The 21,558-nt window shown below is 40.0% G+C and carries 24 protein-coding genes; 21 read left to right on the top strand and 3 right to left on the bottom strand.

Annotated elements, in window-relative coordinates; translation table 11 throughout:
• Positions 1-40: 40 nt before the first annotated feature.
• Positions 41-742, top strand: a complete 702-nt coding sequence (locus JR334_05700; GenBank protein QRN86696.1) for an FAD-dependent oxidoreductase — start codon at positions 41-43, stop codon at positions 740-742.
• On the opposite strand, the gene JR334_05695 is transcribed toward JR334_05700, so the two are convergent.
• Entirely contained in the window at positions 729-1,409 is a 681-nt protein-coding gene (locus JR334_05695) for a Crp/Fnr family transcriptional regulator (protein ID QRN86695.1), read from the bottom strand. The two genes, JR334_05700 and JR334_05695, sit on opposite strands and share 14 nt — an antisense overlap.
• Before the next feature lie 245 nt (positions 1,410-1,654).
• Between JR334_05695 and JR334_05690 the strand changes: the two genes are divergently transcribed.
• Both JR334_05690 and JR334_05685 read left to right on the top strand, forming a co-directional pair.
• Positions 1,655-1,990, top strand: coding sequence for a cupin domain-containing protein (locus tag JR334_05690; protein QRN86694.1), 336 nt, complete (start codon positions 1,655-1,657; stop codon positions 1,988-1,990).
• 107 nt (positions 1,991-2,097) lie between these two features.
• Complete coding sequence (locus JR334_05685; GenBank protein ID QRN86693.1) at positions 2,098-3,294, top strand: anaerobic nitric oxide reductase flavorubredoxin; 1,197 nt, start codon at positions 2,098-2,100, stop codon at positions 3,292-3,294.
• A gap of 89 nt (positions 3,295-3,383) precedes the next feature.
• Here the strand turns inward: JR334_05685 and JR334_05680 are convergent, their stop codons facing one another.
• The gene (locus JR334_05680; protein ID QRN86692.1) at positions 3,384-4,541 is read right to left on the bottom strand and encodes an iron-containing alcohol dehydrogenase; all 1,158 of its coding nucleotides are present in this window, start codon (positions 4,539-4,541) and stop codon (positions 3,384-3,386) included.
• A 398-nt stretch (positions 4,542-4,939) separates the two neighbouring features.
• Between JR334_05680 and JR334_05675 the strand changes: the two genes are divergently transcribed.
• The 14 genes from JR334_05675 (at position 4,940) to JR334_05610 (ending at position 18,239) form a co-directional block, all read left to right on the top strand.
• Positions 4,940-5,296, top strand: coding sequence for a BlaI/MecI/CopY family transcriptional regulator (locus JR334_05675; GenBank protein ID QRN86691.1), 357 nt, complete (start codon positions 4,940-4,942; stop codon positions 5,294-5,296).
• Positions 5,289-7,454: a DUF4825 domain-containing protein gene (locus tag JR334_05670; protein ID QRN86690.1), complete on the top strand. Its 2,166-nt coding sequence runs from the start codon at positions 5,289-5,291 to the stop codon at positions 7,452-7,454. Before JR334_05675 ends, JR334_05670 begins: the two co-directional genes overlap by 8 nt.
• Before the next feature lie 223 nt (positions 7,455-7,677).
• Positions 7,678-8,163: a DUF2975 domain-containing protein gene (locus tag JR334_05665; protein ID QRN86689.1), complete on the top strand. Its 486-nt coding sequence runs from the start codon at positions 7,678-7,680 to the stop codon at positions 8,161-8,163.
• Positions 8,164-8,171: 8 nt separating this feature from the next.
• Positions 8,172-8,387, top strand: a complete 216-nt coding sequence (locus tag JR334_05660) for a helix-turn-helix transcriptional regulator (GenBank protein QRN86688.1) — start codon at positions 8,172-8,174, stop codon at positions 8,385-8,387.
• A complete protein-coding gene (locus JR334_05655) occupies positions 8,384-9,823 on the top strand; it encodes a DUF4173 domain-containing protein (GenBank protein ID QRN86687.1) in 1,440 nt (479 codons plus the stop codon). The genes JR334_05660 and JR334_05655 overlap by 4 nt, the downstream gene beginning before the upstream one ends.
• Before the next feature lie 264 nt (positions 9,824-10,087).
• Entirely contained in the window at positions 10,088-11,452 is a 1,365-nt protein-coding gene (locus JR334_05650) for a uroporphyrinogen decarboxylase (GenBank protein ID QRN86686.1), read from the top strand.
• Positions 11,453-11,846: 394 nt separating this feature from the next.
• Entirely contained in the window at positions 11,847-13,196 is a 1,350-nt protein-coding gene (locus tag JR334_05645) for an 8-oxoguanine deaminase (protein QRN86685.1), read from the top strand.
• Between the two features lie 213 nt (positions 13,197-13,409).
• Positions 13,410-14,174, top strand: a complete 765-nt coding sequence (locus JR334_05640) for a sugar phosphate isomerase/epimerase (GenBank protein QRN86684.1) — start codon at positions 13,410-13,412, stop codon at positions 14,172-14,174.
• Between the two features lie 125 nt (positions 14,175-14,299).
• The gene (cobU, locus tag JR334_05635) at positions 14,300-14,866 is read left to right on the top strand and encodes a bifunctional adenosylcobinamide kinase/adenosylcobinamide-phosphate guanylyltransferase (protein ID QRN86866.1); all 567 of its coding nucleotides are present in this window, start codon (positions 14,300-14,302) and stop codon (positions 14,864-14,866) included.
• Positions 14,863-15,603, top strand: a complete 741-nt coding sequence (gene cobS, locus JR334_05630) for an adenosylcobinamide-GDP ribazoletransferase (protein ID QRN86683.1) — start codon at positions 14,863-14,865, stop codon at positions 15,601-15,603. Before cobU ends, cobS begins: the two co-directional genes overlap by 4 nt.
• Before the next feature lie 14 nt (positions 15,604-15,617).
• On the top strand, positions 15,618-16,211 hold the full coding sequence (locus JR334_05625) for a histidine phosphatase family protein (GenBank protein QRN86682.1): 594 nt from the start codon (positions 15,618-15,620) through the stop codon (positions 16,209-16,211).
• 213 nt (positions 16,212-16,424) lie between these two features.
• Positions 16,425-16,616, top strand: coding sequence for a DUF1801 domain-containing protein (locus tag JR334_05620; protein QRN86681.1), 192 nt, complete (start codon positions 16,425-16,427; stop codon positions 16,614-16,616).
• Between the two features lie 41 nt (positions 16,617-16,657).
• Positions 16,658-17,872 carry an IS256 family transposase gene (locus JR334_05615; protein ID QRN86680.1) on the top strand — a complete coding sequence of 405 codons (1,215 nt, stop codon included), beginning with the start codon at positions 16,658-16,660 and terminating at the stop codon, positions 17,870-17,872.
• 10 nt (positions 17,873-17,882) lie between these two features.
• Positions 17,883-18,239: a DUF1801 domain-containing protein gene (locus tag JR334_05610; GenBank protein QRN86865.1), complete on the top strand. Its 357-nt coding sequence runs from the start codon at positions 17,883-17,885 to the stop codon at positions 18,237-18,239.
• A gap of 11 nt (positions 18,240-18,250) precedes the next feature.
• Here the strand turns inward: JR334_05610 and JR334_05605 are convergent, their stop codons facing one another.
• A complete protein-coding gene (locus tag JR334_05605) occupies positions 18,251-18,814 on the bottom strand; it encodes a DNA-3-methyladenine glycosylase I (GenBank protein ID QRN86679.1) in 564 nt (187 codons plus the stop codon).
• A gap of 326 nt (positions 18,815-19,140) precedes the next feature.
• Here JR334_05605 and JR334_05600 point away from each other — a divergent pair, with 326 nt between their 5' ends.
• The 4 genes from JR334_05600 to JR334_05585 all read left to right on the top strand — a co-directional run bounded on the left by JR334_05600 (position 19,141) and on the right by JR334_05585 (position 21,540).
• A complete protein-coding gene (locus tag JR334_05600) occupies positions 19,141-19,617 on the top strand; it encodes a histidine phosphatase family protein (protein ID QRN86678.1) in 477 nt (158 codons plus the stop codon).
• A gap of 196 nt (positions 19,618-19,813) precedes the next feature.
• Positions 19,814-20,323: a nitroreductase family protein gene (locus tag JR334_05595; GenBank protein QRN86677.1), complete on the top strand. Its 510-nt coding sequence runs from the start codon at positions 19,814-19,816 to the stop codon at positions 20,321-20,323.
• A gap of 25 nt (positions 20,324-20,348) precedes the next feature.
• The gene (locus tag JR334_05590; protein ID QRN86676.1) at positions 20,349-21,101 is read left to right on the top strand and encodes a threonine/serine exporter family protein; all 753 of its coding nucleotides are present in this window, start codon (positions 20,349-20,351) and stop codon (positions 21,099-21,101) included.
• A 1-nt stretch (position 21,102) separates the two neighbouring features.
• Positions 21,103-21,540: a threonine/serine exporter family protein gene (locus JR334_05585; protein QRN86675.1), complete on the top strand. Its 438-nt coding sequence runs from the start codon at positions 21,103-21,105 to the stop codon at positions 21,538-21,540.
• Positions 21,541-21,558: the final 18 nt, after the last annotated feature.

Here is a 21,558-nt window from a genome sequence, read left to right as displayed (position 1 = left end):
AAAATGGGTACGCGGTATCATGGTTTTAAAAGGAGGTCGCATGAATATCAAAAATTTCTTTGGAATGATGAGAACGACGATTGCAAGGGTAGAGTCTATCGATAATCCCTATGATGATTATTTTACCGTCAAAATGAATGTAAAAGCAGATCGAAGCTGGGCACCGGGAGAACATGCAATTTTTTCTTTACCACACATGAATGTTGAGGGAAAAAAATGGAGACCCTTTAGTGTAGCGTCGGCCCCAGAGGAGGGATATATGATGATTGGGACGAGGACGGGCAGTGAGATAAGTGGTTTTAAAAAAGTGTTTCTAAGCCTAGAACCTGGTGATCCCGTGAAGGTAAGAGGACCGTATGGCTGCTTTAAACTGCAAGATGCGATCACACCCTTGGTGCTGGTAGCTGGTGGCGTGGGCATTACACCCATTCGGGCGATTTTAAAACAACTGGAGAAGGATAAAGAGCATAAGACCTATTTAATCTATACCGCTAGGGACTACCATTTATTTGGAGAAGAAATCGAAAAAATGGCCTCAAATAACCCTGCACTTGATATATATTTGACGAAGTCTTCCAAGGAAGCGAAAGCCAGGGTTGCTGAACTTGCTAACTCCCTGGGCGCACAAGCATATTATTATTTGTCAGGTGCCCCGGGATTTGTCAAGTCAGTACGAAAGCAGATTATGGGACATGATGTTTCTAGTAAAAGAATCATTTTTGATCCACTTATCGGGTTTTAGAAAGACCGAGTCTGCGCAAATCGAGCATTCTGATGGAGTGCCGGTCATAGTCGATTAGTTTGTCTAATTTCATTTTTTGAAGTTCTCTAGAAAGAGAAGTGCGACTGACACCCATACGTTCCGCCAAAGCCTTTTTCGATAAATTCAAGTGGATGGTTGTGTCACCTTGCTGTAAATATTCCTGTTCTAGATAAGAAATGATGGCTTCCCGAATAGTTCGTCTTACATGATGCTTAATCTTAGTCCCAAGCTGTACGCTTTGTACAGATATGAGTTCTAAAAAGGTAAGTAAAAATTTGGGATAGATGCTTAATAGTTCAAAGGCAAGTCCCTTTTTGATGCATAGTACGGTTGAGTTGGCTTTTGCTGTCACGGTCATGGGATAATTTGGTTCATTTGAGAAGACGAGATTGGCTCCTAAGAGTTTTCCACTTTCAAAAAGAATTACGGTAAGAAGACCACCGGATTTATCGATTCGTTCAATGGCAATACTGCCCTTGATGACAATCTCCAGTTGAGTGCAAATGTCCCCTTCCATATGTAGAATCTGATCCTTGCTGTAGGATGCAATTTGGAAGCGTCCAGATTGAATATATTCTTTTACTAGGCTGGGCGGGAGAGATTGCAACAACACGCTGTTTTCTAAGTCATCAAGTATTTGATTCATATTTTCCTCCCTACAATGTAGCTTATAATGAAATATTGTAAAAGTGTTACCATGGTAACACTTTTATTCTTCGCTCTATTATACAATCGTTTCAAAGTCTTGAAAAGCAATTGTATCGAGCATTGGATATAGGGTAATTCTCAATCCACCGATCATTTTTGCAAAGCGCAGCAAGGTGTTTAGAATGATGTTATGTTCACGATTTTCATCGTTGATAGATTAAAAAAAGAAGGTGAGGTAGAAGTATGTTGGAAACTATTTACAAATACAGTACAACAAATGACAAGGCTGTCGAGAAACTGATTATGGATGATAATGTAAATTATATTCATATGGTATTCAATAACGGAGAGGGCCTGCCAGAACATTTTTCCAATTCAAATGTTTATATGAATGTAATACGGGGAAGGCTGTCTCTTCAGTTGGATGATCAGGAGCTGCATGAGTATGAAAAAGGTACACTACTAAAGATTCCATATAATATTAAGATGAATGTTAGAAATTTTCATGATGAAACCTTAGAACTAATTGTGGTAAAGGCTCCAGCACCACACAAGTATTCAGCTATGCAGGATTCGTAAAAATAGGATGAATTGCCAAATTATCCTCTATTCAGAGCGAATCGGAGCAACTAGTGATATAATGAGTTGAAACTGAAACTTATGGCATGCAGTTTAAGGAGGATTATATGAAGAAGAAAATAAAAAACAATGTCGATTGGGTTGGTAAGATTGATTGGGAACTTCGGAAATTCCATGGCGAGGAATTTTCAACCCATAATGGTTCCAGCTACAATTCATATTTAGTACGAGAAGAAAAGACCGTGCTAATCGATACGGTATGGCGGCCTTACGCAAAAGAATATGTGGATAATCTGGCATCTGAGGTAGCTCTTGATGAGATTGATTATATTATTGTCAATCACGGAGAGCCAGACCATAGTGGAGCCCTTACTGAATTAATGTCGCGAATTCCGGAAACCCCAATTTACTGTACAGCCAATGCTGTAAAATCCTTGAAAGGACAGTATCACCAGGATTGGAATTTCAATGTGGTCAAAACAGGGGATAGTCTAGATATTGGAAATGGGAAAACCCTTACTTTTGTGGAAATGAAGATGTTACATTGGCCTGACAGTATGGCAACGTATATGAGTGGGGATAATATTCTATTTAGTAATGATGCTTTTGGTCAGCACTATGCGTGCGAGGATATGTTCAACGATTTGGCAGAACCTTGTCTTTTGAACCAAGAAGCAATGAAATATTATGCAAATATTTTAAATCCATTTAATAAGTTACTGAAGAAAAAACTAGATGAAATCATATCAATGAATTTGACAATCGATATTATTGCTACTAGCCACGGTATTATTTGGCGGGATAACCCCATGCAGATTGTAGAAAAATATGCTGCATGGTGCAGAGACTACCAAGAAAATCAGATTACCATAATATACGATACCATGTGGAACGGCACAAAAAGAATTGCAGAAAAAATGGCTGAAGGAATTCGTTTGGAGGATTCTAAAACCGTGGTCAAATTGTTTAATATTTCTAAAGAAGATGACAATGATTTGGCAACTGAGGTATTTAAATCCAAAGCAATAGCGGTTGGCTCTCCAACTGTTGGCAACAATGTTCTTAGATCCTTGTCTGGTTTCTTGCATTATTTGAAGGAACTGAAGTTTAAAAATAAGAAGGGGGCTGCTTTCGGTTGCTATGGTTGGAGCGGAGAAAGCCCTGATGTGATAAAAGAAAATCTTGAAGCTGCTGGATTTGAAGTTGCCGATAATGTTTTCAAGGTTAACTGGAACATGTCTGGTAATTTAGAAGAGGAAGCAGTGGAATTTGGTAAAAAACTTGTAAGAAGTACAATCGAATAATCATAAGCTAAGGCTATGAATATAGTGTAAAGAAAAGCTCTACAAGATTTTAATCTTGTAGAGCTTTTTAAGTTAATCTTTCGTATGGATTATTCGTTTATTCTGAAATTACCATAGAATGCATCTTTGTAGATTGTTTTAATATCGTCAACCGAGGGATTTCTCGGATTGGTTAGGGTACAGGGATCGTTTAAGGCATTTTGACTCATACGATCAAGGATCTTAAGGAAATCTTCCTCCGTAATGCTTACTTCTGTAACCGCATTTATTGCGTGTGGGATATCTAGGCTTTCATTGAGATCTCGTATGGTTTGGGTGAGGTCTGAGATCCCTAGACGTTCTTCAAGTTGACTAAATTTATCTGTACTTCGACGATTGAAATCCATGATATAGGGCATCAAGATGGCATTGGCTAGACCATGGGTAATACCAAACTCTCCACCAATCTTATGAGCCATACTATGAATCAGTCCAAGTGATGAATTGGTAAAGGCCATCCCTGCAAGTGTAGAGGCATTGTGCATATCTGCTCTTGCCTCAAGATCCTCTCCTTTAGCATAGGCTGTAGGTAGTTGCTTGATAACCAAACGGATGGCTTCAAGAGCTAGGGGGTCGGTATAGCTTGTAGCAGAAGTGGAGACGTAAGCCTCGACCGCGTGAGTCATTACATCCATTCCGGTATTCGCGGTAATACTTGGTGGCATTTTAGCTGGAATTGCGGGATCCAAAATAGCTACATCGGGCGTCATTTCATAGGAAACCAGAGGGTATTTAATGTGCGTATCTGTATCTGTAATCACAGAGAAAGCCGTAATCTCCGATGCGGTTCCACTAGTAGAAGGAATGGCAACCATCTTTGCTTTGGTACGAAGTTTCGGAAACTTCATTTGAATCAAATCTTCAAACTTCGTATCGGGATATTCGTAGTAAACCCACATGATTTTGGCCGCATCAAGAGCAGAACCCCCACCAATTGCTACAATCCAATCTGGGTTAAATTCAGATAATTGTTTTCCCCCACGTATTACGGTATTTTTCGAGGGATTAGGCTCGATACCGTCGATAATGGAAACTTCCATACCTGCTTTTTCCAATTGCTCTTGGGCTTTTGCGAGAAAGCCAAATTTCTTCATTGAGTGGCCACCCGTTACTAGTGTAGCTCGTTTACCTTCAAGCGTTGCAAGGTACTCTAAAGCATTTTCACCAAACACGATGTCTTTGGGGACACGAAACCATTTTAAATCCATAATAATCCTCCTAAATATAATTCTCAGGCAATCTGATAGATTGCACTAGAGTAATAAATGTAATTGCGATAGAGAAAAGATTCACAAGAATCCGTAAAAAAATATGTATTGTGTAAAATTTCACAAAAAGGATGAAAAAAATAATAGCCAATAAAGCCTGATGGATTAAGGTTAATATACAATACACCAAGATAATTCCTATGAACATATTAACTTAGATTATAGTGAAAAGCAAGGAAAAAGATAAAAATTTCACAAAGTAGGTAAAAAAAGTGAAAAGGTTGTATCTGGAATACCGTTCCTAAGGACCGGAAGTGATATTGACAGAAAATGAAAGCAGAGATATAATCCACACAAGGTTTGTCGTAACAAACCACACGGTCTATGATGGAGGTCTTATGGAAACATTACACGATGCTGAATTTAAATTTATGAATTTAGTTTGGGATAATGAACCAATAAATTCAACAGAATTGGCTCGAATTTGCCAAGAAAAATTGGGATGGAAGAAATCGACAAGTTACAATATGATTCGAAAATTAGGCAAAAAAGAGTTTTTGCAGAACAATGAAGCCATAGTAGTTTCCCTAGTGGCCAGAAGGGACGTAAGATGTAGGGAGAGCAAATCCGTGGTGAAGCATACTTTTGGTGGCTCTTTACCTGCCTTTGTAGCGGCTTATTTAGACGGTAAAAAACTATCGATCAAGGAGGCGGAGGAACTAAGTCGCTTAATTGAGGAGGCAAGAGATGAGTGATTTGTTTTTGAAAATTCTCAACATGAGCATCACTGGGACCTATGTGATTATGGCGGTCTTATTGATTCGCATCCTTTTACAGAAGATGCCCAGTATCTTTTCGTATCTGCTCTGGATGCCTGTGCTATTTCGCTTACTTTGTCCAGTTAGTTTTAAAAGTGCCTATAGCTTTTTGGGTGCAATCACCAGGAATACCAGCTATATACCGACCAATATTATTTATCAAAATACACCAAGCATCAATGTGGGTATCAGTCCCGTGAATGAGATTATTAATCGCTCACTACCGGTGGCAACTCCGACTGCTAGCGTTAATCCGATGGGGATTATGATTTGGTTTGCCTCTCAAGTTTGGATTCTAGGGGTTCTGCTTCTGCTTGCATATGGGCTAATAAGCTATTTCTTGCTGGCAAGAAAAGTTCGTTTTGCAACCCGTGTTTCGGATGGTATTTATGAATCAAATAAGGTAGAATCTCCCTTTGTATTGGGTTTAATCAAGCCTAAAGTGTATCTACCTATGAACATGAATCCCTCGGATATGCGATATGTTTTGGCCCATGAATCGATTCACATCAAACGAAAGGACTATCTAGTAAAACAGCTGGCCTTTTTAACTGTAGCCTTGCATTGGTTTAACCCCCTAGTTCATGTTGCTTTCCGGGTTCTGAATAAAGATATTGAGATGTCTTGCGATGAGGCGGTAATGCGCAAGATGAACCTAGCTGAAAAAAAAGGATATTCTACTTCTCTTTTAAACTTATCCTTGCATCGTAAAAATAGTATGATGCCCTTGGCTTTCGGTGAGAGCAATATCAAGTCCAGAATTAGAAACATTCTTTCATTCAGGAAACCAGCAACCGTGCTAGTAATTATAACGATGTTGCTATTAACAACAGCTTGTATAGGCCTTTTGGGAGACCCGGTATCAGAACTAGATAGTAGGGAAGAGTGGATACAGGAACTTCTTTCGAACCGAACGCCTTATCTAGGCGATGCATCTAAGGTCGGAGGCATTGCGAGCCAGCTTCACTATCCGGAAGGTCTCCTCTACCAGGGTGTGCGCCTTGAGACGGATTCCGTGCCATATAGCGTTAGCGTACGTCTGAAAGAAAGCGATGGAAATATTGAACAGTTTTTAGATCCGAACTTCTATGTGGAATCTACGTTGATTCTGTTCAGCCTGATTGAGAACGTTGATGAAGTTGAATACGAATTGAATACTGAGGAGAAGCATTACACGGCGACCTTTACTAGAGAAATGTTTAGCTCTCAGATGGCACAAGAACTTTATCGCTATTCAGAAAGTGAAGAAAGTTTTGCAAGTTTTCTTGAAGACATGGAGGATAAGAATTTCTTGATACCGGAGGCGGGATTCACAGTATTCTATGATGGTATTGAGGAAGCTTTTCAGAAGATTATACTTTCCTCTCAAGCACCTAGCAATCCGAATGATTATGTAAGTGCTTACCCCGATGAGGTAACCTATCTGGTGAGCCAAGGGGATGATACACTTAGATACATCTACACCCAATTTGAGCTAGGTGAACAAGACGGCTTTATGGGACAACTGTATAAAGCCATAGCTGAAGAAATACTAGACGGTGAATATGTTGATTATGCGGAAGACACACCGCCTCAATACTGGTATGACCTTATGAAATCAAGTATGCAAGCGGTGGCTACGCAACATAGCTTAGGCTATGTACAAAATCTGTATCCGAAGGCTTCGTTAATGCTCAATGCGTTTAATTACTATTATGCCAATGATATGGTTATGTATGCTGATTCTATGGTGGAAATAGGGGGGCTCAAGCTTGATTATGAGCGCGGAAATGTCCTAGGGTTGGATATTTTGACACCACAAGATCAAGAACAAATGCTATTTAGAGCGGTGATGTTTTGTAAGGAAGGATTGAATCATAACTTGGAGGGCATGAAAAGATTCACAGCCGCATCTTTTACTGAAAATGATCTAGAGACAAAGTGGAAGCTAGAGCAAAACCAGACGTTCCCGATTGGAGTACGTGGACCCAATATGCTTGATGATGGGGAGTTTCAGGTTTTTGTACAGATAAATGAATTGCAAACTGCAGATGTACGTTTTCTTCTAATCGAGGGTGAGCCTAGAATTATTGATGTTAATGTATTCTTACGCTAATGGGGAGTAAAAAGAATTGACCACACAAAAAGGAGCGTTTTGCGCTCCTTTTTGTATGGTCAAGATAGAAAGGTGTGCTTTGTGGGCTTATTTTCAAAATAGCACACCTAAAACGATAAAAAATTATCGTAAAACGATAAAAACATATTGAATAAAGACAAATATGGTGTTAGCATATAAACAAGAAAATGAAAGGAAGCAACTTGTTGCGCGGGAAACACCAATGATTGAAAAAATTTCATTAAAAGCTGTATCTACCATTACGTATGCCCTTATTATTTTTTTGATGTTAATGACGACAATAATTTTGGGAGGCTTACCCTGGATTATTAAGAGCATAGTTACCGTTGATATTGGCTCAGGTTATCAGCCAATAATAGCCAGTCCAGGCTTATATCGCTATTTTTTGTTTTTTCTCTATACTGCAGGCGTACTTGCTTTTCTGATATTGAATGATCTTAGGCGCCTTTTTAAAAGTTGCTTGCTTGAGCAAATATTTGTCAAAGAAAATGTGAGTTTGCTGCTACGAATGGCCATTTTAACGTTTCTGATAACCGTGCTCTTTTTGACGAAAGTGTTTGTGGTTAATTCCTTAATGACAATGGCAGTATCCTTTGTCTTCTTTATGGCATCCGTATTCTGCTTGGTACTCACCTTACTATTCGATAGGGCAGTCCAGTATAAGTTGGAAAACGACTTAACCATTTAGGAGGCGTAATGGGAAAAATTATAATTAACCTTGATGTAATGATGGCTAGAAGAAAGAAATCACTGAAAGACCTAGCCGCTGAGGTTGGTATAACCAACGCCAATCTTTCAATATTAAAGAACAATAAGGCCAAGGCTGTTCGTCTACAGACCTTGGAAAAACTCTGTGAATCGCTAAAATGTCAACCTGGAGATTTATTAGTATATGAGGAGGAGCAAGAATGATACAATCTCTTTTGTGTGGTCTACTTGTGAGTTGGCTATTACTTTACTATGAATTGGGATTGGGTGCTTTTCTTAGTGTCCAGTTGCTTTTGTTGCTAGTTGGATACAATATGGCTAAACAGGGATTGATGAACAAAAACTGGTGGCGAAAGGCTACCTATATTTTTGCCCTAAGTCTCGTGTTTATTGTTAGGGATATGCTACTTTTTAAAGTATTGACCTTTATGGCATTACCATTTGCTTTCGGATTGTTCTATGTACCGATCAAGGATTTGTCTTTGAAAATGCTCATACCGTGTTGGGTCTATTCGGTGTTTCGGCCGTTGGCGGAAATCCATCTTTTAATCAAAGATGGCAGTGAGAAATTGCTGAAGGGAAGAGAAAATGTCAAACATATCCTCTTTGGACTTCTTATTTCTGCCGCATTTTTGGTTTTTGTGCTACCCTTACTAATCTCTTCTGATTTGGTGGTAGAAGCATTGGCTTCAGATTTTTTAGAGGGATTTGAGATAACGGGCAGCTTATTATTCCGTATCCTGTTTACAATCGGTTTGTCGAGCTATCTCTATGCTCAAGGACAAAAAAAGATGGTCCAATATTTGGCTCGCAAACCTAAGTCAGAAGAAACACTGGTGCCGGAAACGCACAAAAAGGGAAGTCTTGAGATTGTAATCAATACCTTTCTTACTGTGATTAACTTAGTATACGGATTATTTGTCTACATTCAGATCCGTTATTTGTTTTTGATGGCAGGTACCTTACCAGAGGGCATCACTTATGCGGAATATGCCCGCGAAGGATTTTTTCAGCTCTTACTAGTAGCCGTGATCAACGTAGTGCTAGTAGCCATATTGGAATTTTTAAACCAAAAACAGCTCCGGAATCAACGATGGCTTGAAAACTGTACCCTGAGCATGACATTGATGATGTCGATATCTTCCTTTTATCGGATGCATCTTTACGAATCATATTATGGTTACACTAGCCTTCGAATGCTGGTTTTTATGTTCTTGATATTTTTGATGGGGCTCATATTGCTTCTTATGGTCTATATTTTTAGCTACAAAAAAACCGTTTTAAACTGTTTGCTAGGCTTTATTCTATTGTACTACCTGGGTTCTTCATTGTTCAATATTGATGGGTTTGTTGCCAAAGAGAACATTGCTCGCTATGAAGAAAATGGACAGATTCATATTTACTATTTGACACGTTTATCTGAGGATGCGAGATCGGTGGTAGAACCCTTTCTAATTGAGCATGAAGACCTTTATGCTGAACAGTATGCTGAACAGAAGATTGGGACTTATGACAGACAAGATGACTATCCAATGGAGGGCTACCACGAAGACTGGAGAAAAGAGACCAACTGGAGTAGTAAAGATGGTAAGGAACCCTGGCAGGCGTGGAATAGGATGAAAACGTTTGGAAATCAGTAGAGAAAATGAATGATAAATTGATTTAAAGCATTGGATTAGGTATCCGGACTCGTATTGAGTCCGGATACCTTTTTGATAGCTGACTTTATGCAGGATTAACAGCTTTTACAGAATTAGCTACGATTCTATGGTGATATTTGTAAGAAAGGCTAAAGCCATGATTAAGTAATTGCGCTACCATTATAGTAGAGAATGGATTTGGTTTCGGAGGCACTCCTTCTTTGAAGAGGGCGTTTCCAATAAATTATGTGGAGGAAGTCTTTTATGAAGAGAAATGGGAAAGAAATTATTGCTAAAGTGATGCGACATGAGACCATGAATGAAATCCCATGGGTACCTTTTGCAGGTGTTCACGCTGGATTTTTAAAAGGGTATGCAGCTGATGAAGTACTACAGGACAAAGACAAGTTGGTGGAATCTTTGCTGGAAGTAAACGAAAAGTATCAACCAGATGGCCAACCAGTATGCTTTGATCTTCAATTGGAAGCTGAAATTTTAGGCTGTGATTTGAAGTGGGCAAAAAACTGTCCTCCTAGTGTTATCAGTCATGTTTTTGCAGACACAGATGAACTTCCTGAACCCAACATTGAGCCTACCCAAGGCCGTCTGCCGTTGGTTTTAGAAGCTACTCGTGAGTTGAAGGAAAAAGTTGGAAGTCACACTGCAATTTATGGCCTGTATTGTGGCCCATTCACATTGGCATCACATTTAAGAGGAACCAAGTTATTCATGGATATGATTATGAATCCTGATTACATGCTGAAGCTTATGGATTTTTGCACAAAGCTAGCTATCCAAATGAACAAGATGTATGTTGATGCGGGATGTGATGTGGTTGCTCCGGTGGACCCCTTAATTTCACAGATATCGCCTAAGCATTTTCAAGCTTATTGTTCAGAACCCTATAAAGAAATATTCAAAGATATCCGAAAACAGAATAGATTTTCAGCATTTTTCGTTTGTGGCAATGCCATTAAGAATATTGCTGTAATGTGCCAAACTGAGCCAGATGCAGTTTCTGTGGATGAAAACTTAGATATGGTAGAAGCCAAGAAGATTACAGACGAGTACAATGTGGTATTGGGTGGTAACATCCCATTAACTACTGCTATGCTTTATGGTAATCAACAAGACAATATGCAGTATGTAGTAGATTTAATCGATAAGATTGATGTAACTAAAAATTTCATCATGTCTCCAGGCTGTGATATGCCATACAATGTACCCATTACCAATGGCATAGCAGCAACTCAAGCTACATTAGACCCTGATACAGCAAGAAAACTAGTCGAAAACTATACCAAGATTGATGTGACTGAAGGAATAGAAGTTGACTTACCGGATTATGAGAATCTAGATAAACCGTTGGTTGAGCTATTCACGCTGGATCCGACTGCTTGTGCGGCTTGTACATATATGTTGGCAGCTGCTGATGGCGCAAAAGCGATTATTGGTGAAGAGGATGTGGACTGGGGTGACTACCGGTACAATAAGCTAGAGGATATCGCCAGGATTGCTAAAGTGGGTTGTAAAAATCTACCCAGTATTTACATTAATGGAAAACTAAGATATGACTCATTAATACCTACTGTAGAAGAATTGGTCGAAGTTATTCGAAAAGAATTATAAATTTTAAGCAAATCGCACTACTATTGGTATTTAGATAAGCATTGCTACTAATACAGGAATCAACAAGCCTGCATTGCTGGTAAGATGCTTGCCAAAGTGATATGCCAAATGTCTTTTATCACCTGATACTCTCCGACTATCCAAAGGAGAGTATCTCTCCTATGTTTATAGATGAACACAATTCAACAAAAGGGAGCCCAAAGTAGGTCTCCCTTTTGTTGTTAAAAGATAAAGGCAGGCAACTACATAAGGAAGCATACAAACATCAAATTTAGTAGCTTGGTCGTTTCTTGGGTTGGCTCCAACAAGGGAAAGGGTTGAAAAAGGCCAATAGAATCGAACAGAGAATGATATAATTACAGTATGCCTATCTTTGAGCGGAATGGGGGTTAAAATGAAAAAAATACTGATTAAGAACTGTAAGACAATTATTACTTGCGATGATGCGAATCACCAACTTTGGGGCGAAGATATTCTAATAAGCGATGGATTTATTCGTGAAATCGGCGTAAACCTGAGTGATGATAGTGCAGACGTAATCGATGCGAGTAGTATGCTAGTTTTTCCTGGTCTAGTTAATTCTCACCACCATTTTTACCAAGTGCTTACAAGAAACATACCTAGTATTCAGAAGCTAGAACTATTTGATTGGCTGATTTGGCTCTATGAGAGGTGGAAACACCTTACGCCGGATATGGTCTATGCTTCATCTATGGTGGCGATGGGGGAATTGGTCAAATACGGTTGCACCACGATGGTGGATCATCATTATGTGTTTCCCAAAGGTATGGTAGGACTCACAGATAGACAATTTCAAGCATCTGACGAGCTGGGGGTGCGTTTGCATGCTTGCCGGGGTAGTATGTCACGTGGTAAATCGGATGGTGGGCTACCACCAGATATCTTAGTACAACCAGCAGCGGATATCTTGGAAGATAGCCAAAGGGTTATAGAAAAATTTCATGACGATAAAAGAGGATCATTCCATCAGGTGATTTTGGCCCCTTGTTCTCCTTTCTCAGTGGATAGTGAAATATTAAAGGAAAGTGCGAAGTTGGGTAGAGCATACGGCGTTAAATTACATACTCATCTTACCGAAACCAAGGATGAGGAAGCCTATACGCTTGATGTTTTGGGCATGAGACCTTTGGAGTATATGCAGAGTGTGGATTGGATTGGAGACGATGTATTTTTTGCCCATGGGATATATTTTAATGATGCGGAACTAAAATTGTTGGCTGACACTAAGACGGGTATCGCTCATTGTCCAGTATCCAATATGAAACTTTCATCTGGGATTGCTCGTATTGCTGAAATGCAGGATTTGGGTGTTCCGGTTGGATTGGGCGTAGATGGTAGTGCCTCAAATGATTGTTCCAACCTACTGGCAGAGATACGAATTGCATACTTATTGCAACGTCTGAAATACAAAGAGAAGTCTCCCTATGCGGAGGATATTCTTCGTATGGCGACCAGGGGTGGAGCGAATCTTTTAGGCAGAACCGATATTGGTTCTCTAGAAAGAGGAAAATGCGCTGATCTGTTTTTGATTGACGTAGATAAGGTGGATTATTCTGGTTGCCTGGATAACCCAGCTGCGATTCCTGGCGTGGTTGGTATCAATAGACCGGTAGACATGACCATCGTTGGTGGAGAAATTATTTATAAGGATGGAAAACTGACTAAGATAGATGAGCAAAAATTTGTAAAAAGTGTGAATGAATACTCCAAGCAACTGCGTTAATGCTTAAGAAGTAAATACTAGATATTGGTTCTAGGGAAGCAACTATCATGCGAAGCGCAGCTCAAGGAGGGCGAGAAATAGCTATAATCCCTAAAATAATATACATTATGAGGGGCGACTGTGCTAAACTATGATTATTGAGTACGAACAATATGGGATTGCTATTAAGATGAAGGAAGGCCTGCTTGTTGGGAAAGTTTGAATGGAGGCTTTATGCAAAAAGGTATTTTTAGTTGGTTCGGATTTTTAGAGTCAATCGAGATCCGTCTAGGCCAAATTAATAATTGCGGTTTTGACCATGTAGCTTTATGGTGGGAAGATGAGACTTGGCCAACATTGGTCAAGAGATTTGATATGGTAAAAATGGCTGAAAAAGCTGGCCTTACGGTGGACTCTATCCATCTCCCCTATCTTGAGATTAACGATATTTGGGAACAGGACAATAAGGAGATTACGAACTGCTATGCAACCTATCTTAGAGAGATTGCTTCATCAGGGGGGGAACTCTGTGTCCTGCACCTGCAAAATGAGTGGTTTGCTCCCGAGTCATTGGCTTCTGGCTATCGCTTTTTGGAGAGTATGGTACTACTTGCGGAAGAATTGCAAGTGAAGATTGCTTTGGAAAATACCCACCATACCTATCTGTTAAGTGATGCACTCAACCATTTTCCGAGTGAGAGTTTGGGCATGTGCTATGACTCTTCTCATGACTTTTATAAGACGGAATCAAAAGGTGAACTTTTGAAAAAACATGGTGACCGACTTTTTTGCTTGCATCTTTCTGATACCGATGGCCAAGCAGACCGACATTGGACACCGGGACTTGGTATGGTGGATTTTAAACGTCTAAGCCATGATTTCCAATCATTTGGCTATCGAGGGGTATATACCCTGGAAGTCCTTGCAGATCAAAGGCAGAAAGAACTAGGTGCGGAAGCATTCTTAGCTGAGTCATATGAAGCACTGAATTTACTATAGGAAGTCAAAGCGAACTGTTCTAAAGCCCTGGTAATTGGGCTGTTTCTATATATTACGCTGTGATCTATTATTGTGCAGTTCGTATTTCAAGATATAATTTTTGTTGGATGGAAAGGAAATATACCATGTCTATAACCTTGGTTACGGGAGGAGCTCGTAGTGGAAAAAGCTCGTATGCTGAGAAAATTTGTTCTGCATACGGGAAACCCATGGTCTATATAGCTTGCGGTAAGATAACGGATGCTGAGATGGAAGACCGAATAAAAAAGCATCAAGAACGCAGGGCTAGTAATTGGAAAACGGTGGAAAAATACCGAGACTTTGCACAAATGAAGGACCAGGATTATTTCTGTGAAAATGACATTTTCCTGCTTGACTGTGTAACGACCATGGCTACAAATTTGATGTTCGATGCAGGTATTGACTATGATACCTGTTCCATGGAGGAAATGAATCAGGTAGAAAAGGACGTTCTTGAGCAGTTTTCCGAATTACTAGATGTAGTGAAGAAGGGGCATAAAACGTTGGTCCTGGTAAGCAATGAAGTGGGATCAGGTGTGGTGCCATCTTATCGTATGGGCCGATTTTTCCGCGATCTGGCTGGAAGAATTAACCAATATTTGGCTCAAAAAGCGGACGAAGTAGTTTGGATGGTATCCGGAATTCCAGTACGCATCAAGGAGGGAAAATGAAACGCTTTATCGCCATGCTCACTTTCTATACGCGTATGCCAATACCAAAGAATATGGTTCTCGATACGATTGATTTTGAAAAAAGCTTAGGTTATGTTCCAATTGTAGGGCTATTAATTGGTTTGGTTATGTATGGTATGGGCTATTTGTTTACTCGCTTTTCGACCTCAATCAGTTCGGTACTTCTGGTCATTGTTTATCTCTTTGTCACGGGTGGATTACATATTGATGGCTTGGCGGATACACTAGATGCATTTGGCAGCAATCGTCCTCGTGAGAAAATGCTTGAGATTATGAAGGACAGTCATGTCGGTTCCTTTGGTGTATTGGGTATCGTGATGTGGTTTGCTTCGTTAGCTGTGTTGCTAGGAGAAGTTCCACTTTTTGCATTACTACTATTTCCCTTGGTAGGTCGAAATGCTGCTCTCTTGGTTGCCTCCACAAATAACTATGCAAGAAAAAGCGGATTGGGTTCTATTTTTGTAGAAGCAGCTAAGATGAGCCACTTTATGTGGGGAACAGTACTATATATGCTAGTCCTTTTCCTGCTGTATGGCTTTGAATTGACGGCGCTACTCTTGTTTACGGCCTACCTGCTTAGTATGATCGTGATATTCATTTTGCTGTCCTCCATGGGGAAAAAGCTGGGTGGAGTGACTGGGGACTTGATCGGGTTTGCCATTGAGAGTTCTCAATTGGTGTTTTTGCTATTGGTTTATATAACGGTATTACCTTGATGATGGGTGAAGAAATGGAAACGAAAGCAAGCTTTACATTATATCTAATGCGGCATGGCGAGACTGTTGCCAATAAGGAACAACGGTACTTGGGTTCTAGTGAATCCCCTCTTACAGAACTAGGAATTAGTCAACACCATAGGATTATGAATCGATTGAGTGATATTGAATTTGAAAGGATCTACACTAGTCCAAGAAAACGCTGTCTTTGCTTGGCTGAGCCGTTGGCGAAGAACGCATGGCCACCGGTCGTAGATGAGCGAATTCGTGAACTGGATTTCGGGGTGTTCGAGCTGTTGTACTGGCAGGTAGCCAAAAATAGGTATCCCGGTGTTTGGGAAAAATATGGGAAAATGGAATCTTCCTACTGCTTACCAGAAGGCGAGTCGCTGAATGATTTTGAGTCACGAATTGCTGATTTTGCAGAGGAACTCTTAAACAGTGATTTTAGCGGGAACGTGGCCGTGGTAAGTCATGGCGGTGTAGCAACAACCTTAATTTGTCAACTGTTGGGTTTTGAACCCTCTGAACGCTGGCATTTTAGATTAGATAATGGACAGGTAGCAAAGATTAGAATTCAGGAAGGTTTTCCCTACCTGATCTTATAAAGGAAGCCAAGAAACCAGTCATTTGAATGATTGGTTTTTTTGTTATAACTGTAAAAATGCAAATTGTAAGAAAATTTCTAATAGAGGTATAGTTGAAAGGAAACAAGAATAGATGGTTAGGGGTTGCTGAACGGAAGGTACTATTACGGGTGACTCGTATAGGTGAATACATATAGTTTGAAAAGGTAAAGGAGAGAAGAAAGGAAGTGTGGAATGAATAGTCAAGCTAAAATACCAGAAGAATATGTCTCCGAGCTCTCACCGGAACGAAAAGAGGCAATAAACAATTTACGGGAGATATTGAAGAAGAACCTGCCCCAGGAATTAATTGAAACGATGTCTTACGGTATGATTGGGTATGTAGTACCCAAAAGAGGGTGTAAAATAATTGGTGTAAACTCCTGAGATTGTATAAACTAAATCTATCTTCAAGGAGGAACACTATAATGGCCCAGAAAAAACTCATCGACAAACAACTGATCCGCGAACTCATGAAAGAAGGCGAGCTTAAGGATGTCAAAGACATCCAGTCCCTACTAAAAGCACAATTCAAAGACATCATGCAAGAAATGCTGGAAGCTGAACTGGATCATGAACTCGGATATAGCAAGTATGACTATAAGAACAAGGATACTACAAACAGCCGTAACGGCATTCGTTCTAAAAAGGTTCGTTCCGATTATGGAGAAATGGAAATTGACATACCTAGAGACCGTAATGGGGATTTTGAACCTGTAATCATTAAGAAAAACCAACGTGATGTTTCAAGTATTGATGACCAGGTCATAAGCATGTATGCCAAAGGGATGACTGTCAGAGACATTCAGGATCATCTACATAACCTTTACGGAATTGATGTATCACCAACCATGATTTCACAGATTACTGAGAAAATATTACCTGTAATAAAGGAATGGCAGCAACGCCCACTACAAGAGGTTTATGCCCACCTAATCATGGATGCCATCCACTACAAAGTCCGTCAGGATGGAAAGATAGTCAACAAAGCAGTCTACATCATACTAGGTATTGATTTGGACGGTAAAAAGGACGTTGTAGGTATGTGGGTCGGAGAAAATGAGACCAGTAAATTTTGGCTTAAAGTGTTAACTGATTTGCAGCATCGTGGTGTTAAGGATGTGCTGATAGTGTCTATCGATGGACTGAATGGCTTTAAAGAAGCAATACAGGCTGTTTATCCAGACACCAGAATTCAGCGGTGCATCGTTCATATGATTCGCAATTCAACGAAATACCTGTCCTGGAAGGACCGTAAAGCATTCGTCAATGATCTTAAACCAATCTACAAAGCAATCAACGAAGATTCCGCTTTGAACGCTCTACAAGATTTAGAAGACAAGTGGGGCGAGAAGTATTATATCGCGGTAAAACCTTGGAAAGACAACTGGGATGAAGTAGCAACAATGTTCGAGTATCCGGCTGAAATCAGAAGGATGATATACACAACAAACGCCATCGAAAGCTTTAACCGCCAGCTACGCAAAGTCACGAAATCCAAGAGTGTGTTTCCAACCGATGATGCCCTGTTGAAAATGCTGTATCTGGCAATGATTGATATAACCAAGAAATGGACTATGAGGACTCGGGACTGGGGTAAAATTATTAATCAGCTAGCAATTCACTTCGAGGGACGTATTTGACCTTCCACGAATTGAGTTAAGAAAAATCTTTAAGGAAGTTTACACCAATTTCTTGACAGACTCACCCAAAACGATTTATCCTGATGGGTATCATGCTAATCCTTTATTAGAATTGCCATTTGTTCATTTGGCCTCTCAAAAAAAGTACATCTCCCTATATCACATGGGTCTATATACCAATGAGACCTTACTCTCTTGGTTTAAGGAAGAATATCTTAAGCTGAATATTGGTAGGTTGGACATGGGAAAGAGCTGCATTCGCTTTAAAAAAATGGATAAGATTCCCTATGAATTGATTGGAGAATTGAGCAGAAAGGTGTCCATCCAAGAATACATCCTATGGTATGAAAAAAATATAAAGAAATAGGTATATGGGTCTTATGATATCAGTTTCTTGTAGCAAAAGCAGCTAGTTATATGGTCATTGACGAGTCCCGTGGCCTGCATATGAGCATAAAGAATAGTGGGCCCTAGAAATGAGAATCCGCGTTGTTTCATATCTTTACTAATTTGTTCAGAGAGCATTGTTTTGGCAGGAATTTGGGATATATCCGTCCAATGATTGATAATCGGTTTATTATCAATAAATCCCCAAAGATAGTTACTGAAACTACCGAATTCCTTTTGAATAAGCAAAAATGATTTGGCATTTTGTATTGAAGCTCGTATCTTGCGCTCATTACGCACAATAGCAGGATTCTGCATGAGTTGCTGTACTTTTGGCTCGCCATAAGAAGCTATGATTTCAGGGTTAAAATTATCGTAGGCCGTACGGTAGCCTTCACGTTTTCTTAGAATGGTAATCCAGCTGAGTCCAGCTTGGGCAGACTCCAATACTAAAAATTCAAATTGCTTCTGATCATCTCGAACAGGCACTCCCCATTCTTGGTCGTGATATGCTATATATAGTGGGTCATTGCCACACCAAGGACACCGTTGCATTCTAATACCTCCAACATGATTATTTGGTGAATATTCACAGATCTTGGATACTTCTATTGATTGTATCACGGATATTGTAAAGAGGGGAATGGGTAAAAGAAGCCTTACAGAATTTACCAAAACTCAAATATTTTCTTTTCATATTTATCTATGTTTGTACTCTGGCAAGAAAGATCTCCTTATTGCAAGGTGGGAGAAAGCAGCAAAAAGAATATTGATTTGGATTTGTGCAAGGAATATGGAGAACATTGTGCTGGATATGGCAACCTGTTTTGTATGGGAGACATATAGGAATATAATATAAATACTAGTAAGGGGGGATGAACATGGATATTATTTTATTTCGCCACGGTATAGCAGAAGAACGGGGGAAAAAGACTGATGATAGCAAACGGGCGCTAACAGAGGAAGGAATTCAAAAAATACAGCGTGCCGCGTTGGTTCTTAATCAGGTTTTAGATGTTGAGAAATTGAGTATCTGGCATAGCCCATTGCTACGTACTGTGCAAACAGCAGAAATTTTGCGCGAAGTTTGGGGCTTGAAAGAGATGACACCCAAGGATTGGATTGCTAGTGGAGAGGATTGGACATTTGAAAAATCTCTTGGTGATGCGCAGAAAGAGACCTTGGTTATTGTGGGCCATGCACCAATGCTAGATTTTTGGTGTGAGGATCTTTGTGGGGAAAAAATTAAGCTCAAAAAAGGAGGAGCTGTCTGTATTAGATGGACAGTAGGTTCCGAAGGTGAACTTGCTTGGTTAATGCAACCCAAGGGTTGGCAATTGTTTGCTCATCGTCGTTGAGGGGAGGGCTTACGTCCTGAAGAAAGGCAAGGCCACTGTTAGCAATAAGAATAAAGATGAATTTTTGGAACATACCAGTCAAAATTGCTCTTTGTTGTTACACACGTAGAGAAAGACTGAAATGAGTCTTGAAAAGAGGAATAAAACTGGTACTATTATAGCAATGTGTTTGTTCGTTTGAGAGGATGAATTAATAATGGATAGTATTAATACTAGAAGAAGTATTCGACATTTTAGTAAGAAAGAAGTTGAAGAGGAAAAAATCATCAAATTGCTGAGGGCTGCCATGCAAGCTCCTTCTGCAGTTAACCAAAGACCATGGGACTTTCTTGTAATAAGGGATGAGAAAAAAAAGCAGGATTTGGCAATGACAAGCCCCTATGCTGCTCCTTTGGCTAGAGCTCCTTTGGCCATTGTTATGTTGGGTGATGAGAATAATATTAAATATTTGGACTATTGGCATCAGGATATGGCAGCAGCTACTGAGAATTTGCTTTTGCGTGCCGTTGACCTTGGATTAGGCGCTGTTTGGATGGGTGTTAGCCCAGATGAAACACGCATGGCTCTAGTCCGTGAAGTTTGTGGGCTACCCGCTCATGTTAAACCCTTCGCATTAATTGCTTGTGGTTATCCTGAAAAAGGTAAGGAAGAAAATAGAGAGCTAGACCGCTTCATGGAAGAACGTATTCATTACGAGACATATTAGTAAGCAGAGATTTTTGAGGTGAAAGATGAATCAGATAATGCTGGCACAGTTGCTGGATATTGGAGAGAGGATGCTGATTAGTGGTGCTGAGGTTAACCGGGTAGAGGAGACCATCAGCAGAATGGTAAAGGCCTATGGTGTGTATAGGGTGGATGTATTTACCATTACCTCGAGTATTGTGGTGACTGTGACTACCGAGTTGGGAGAGATGCTCAGCCAAACCAGGAGAATATTGACTTATGAGACCAACCTCGACAAATTAAGAAAACTAAACCAATTGGCCCGAAGTGTCGTTGCTGATTGCCCCGCATCTTCAGATATTGCAAAGCAATTACATGAGATCCAAGAGACTGAGCTATATCCTTCTTGGCTGAAGTTAATAATTTATGGCTTGATAGCAGGTTCTTTTTGTATTTTCTTTGGTGGGACCATAGAAGATGGCTTGGTAGCAGCTTTGATAGGGATCGTGCTTAAATTGAGTATCAGTTTGCTAAGCAAAGTGGAAAGAAATACCGTTATGGTGCATGTTCTTAGCCCTTTCTTAATTGGAAGCCTAGCAATAGGGCTGAATAGGATTGGACTAGGAGACCAAATTGAAATGATTTTAATTGGTAACATCATGCTTTTGATACCAGGTCTATCGCTAACCAATTCGATTAGAGACATTATCAGCGGGGATACTATGGCCGGAATTCTACGTATGAGTGAGGCTGTATTGGTATCATTAAGCATTGCGATTGGATTCGGTCTTTCTACTTTGATGTGGGGAGGGTGGTAAAATGGCTCAAATAATAACATCATTCATTGGGGCATTGGGATTTGCTATTCTCTTCAATGTACGCGGACGGTATCTATTTGAAACGGCTATCGGTGGTATGCTGGGGTGGATTGGATATAGTTTGTTGACTGGTTGCCTACCCAATGACTATTTGGCATTTTTAGCAGCGTCTATGTTAGTGACTGCCTATTCAGAAATACTGGCTCGTATAGAAAAAGCTCCGGCGACTACCTTTCTGATTGCTGGTATAATTCCATTGGTACCCGGTAAGGGACTCTATTATACGATGAGTTCTGCTATTGCAGCAGATTCTGTTGGCTTTTTTGCTCAAGGCATGCAGACTTTTGGTGCCGCCATTGCAATTGCTGGTGGCGTTATGGCAGCATCGTCGCTCTTTAGAGTCTACGCCTCCTTAAGAACGGGAGAAGGAAATAGTTAAAATAAACCCTTATGAAAG

The organism is Clostridia bacterium (assembly GCA_016887505.1).
Lineage (GTDB): Bacteria > Bacillota > TC1 > TC1 > UBA5767 > UBA5767.
The sequence above is the reverse complement of the archived record's forward strand: the minus strand, read 5'-3'. Positions and strand labels throughout refer to the sequence as shown.